Origin of the sequence: Streptomyces sp. NPDC096205, from assembly GCF_044763135.1 — a bacterium.
Classification (GTDB): Bacteria; Actinomycetota; Actinomycetes; order Streptomycetales; family Streptomycetaceae; genus Streptomyces.
Map to the genome: position 1 here is coordinate 1,688 of NZ_JBIWFS010000016.1, position 1,708 is coordinate 3,395.

Here is a 1,708-nt window from a genome sequence, read left to right on the forward strand (position 1 = left end):
TCGAATCCAGTGATGCTAAGGCCGTGAAGCCGCCCTGGAGCCTTCGGGCAAAGGGGAGTGGTGGAGCCGCCGGCCCAAGTTGGTAGTAGGTGAGTGATGGGGTGACGCAGGAAGGTAGTCCATCCCGGGCGGTGGTTGTCCCGGGGTAAGGGTGTAGGCCGTGCGATAGGCAAATCCGTCGCACATGTGGCTGAGACCTGATGCCGAGCCGATTGTGGTGAAGTGGATGATCCTATGCTGTCGAGAAAAGCCTCTAGCGAGTTTCATGGCGGCCCGTACCCTAAACCGACTCAGGTGGTCAGGTAGAGAATACCGAGGCGTTCGGGTGAACTATGGTTAAGGAACTCGGCAAAATGCCCCCGTAACTTCGGGAGAAGGGGGGCCATGTCTGGTGAGAGCACTTGCTGCTCGAGCTGGGTGTGGCCGCAGAGACCAGCGAGAAGCGACTGTTTACTAAAAACACAGGTCCGTGCGAAGCCGTAAGGCGATGTATACGGACTGACGCCTGCCCGGTGCTGGAACGTTAAGGGGACCGGTTAGTGACCTTTCGGGGTTGCGAAGCTGAGAACTTAAGCGCCAGTAAACGGCGGTGGTAACTATAACCATCCTAAGGTAGCGAAATTCCTTGTCGGGTAAGTTCCGACCTGCACGAATGGCGTAACGACTTCTCGACTGTCTCAACCATAGGCCCGGTGAAATTGCACTACGAGTAAAGATGCTCGTTTCGCGCAGCAGGACGGAAAGACCCCGGGACCTTTACTACAGTTTGATATTGGTGTTCGGTTCGGCTTGTGTAGGATAGCTGGGAGACTTTGAACTCTGGACGCCAGTTCAGGGGGAGTCGTCGTTGAAATACCAGTCTGGTCGTGCTGGATGTCTAACCTGGGTCCGTGATCCGGATCAGGGACAGTGTCTGATGGGTAGTTTAACTGGGGCGGTTGCCTCCCAAAGGGTAACGGAGGCGCCCAAAGGTTCCCTCAGCCTGGTTGGCAATCAGGTGTTGAGTGTAAGTGCACAAGGGAGCTTGACTGTGAGACCGACGGGTCGAGCAGGGACGAAAGTCGGGACTAGTGATCCGGCGGTGGCTTGTGGAAGCGCCGTCGCTCAACGGATAAAAGGTACCCCGGGGATAACAGGCTGATCTTCCCCAAGAGTCCATATCGACGGGATGGTTTGGCACCTCGATGTCGGCTCGTCGCATCCTGGGGCTGGAGTCGGTCCCAAGGGTTGGGCTGTTCGCCCATTAAAGCGGTACGCGAGCTGGGTTTAGAACGTCGTGAGACAGTTCGGTCCCTATCCGCTGTGCGCGTAGGAATATTGAGAAGGGCTGTCCCTAGTACGAGAGGACCGGGACGGACGAACCTCTGGTGTGCCAGTTGTTCTGCCAAGGGCATGGCTGGTTGGCTACGTTCGGGAGGGATAACCGCTGAAAGCATCTAAGCGGGAAGCCTGCTTCGAGATGAGTATTCCCACCTCCTTGAGAGGGTAAGGCTCCCAGTAGACGACTGGGTTGATAGGCCGGATATGGAAGCACGGTAACGTGTGGAGTTGACCGGTACTAATAGGCCGAGGGCTTGTCCTCAGTTGCTCGCGTCCACTGTGTTGGTTCTGAAACCACGAACAACCCCACGTTGTCACAGGCGTGGTGCGGTTGACAGTTTCATAGTGTTTCGGTGGTCATAGCGTAGGGGAAACGCCCGGTTACATT

General features: G+C 56.5%; 1 rRNA gene (only partly in view). It reads left to right on the top strand.

Annotation, left to right across the window (positions count from 1 at the left end):
* Nucleotides 1–1,582, top strand: a 23S ribosomal RNA gene (locus ACIQ6Y_RS39265); it begins 1,638 nt to the left of the window's first position.
* Nucleotides 1,583–1,708 lie beyond the last annotated feature (126 nt).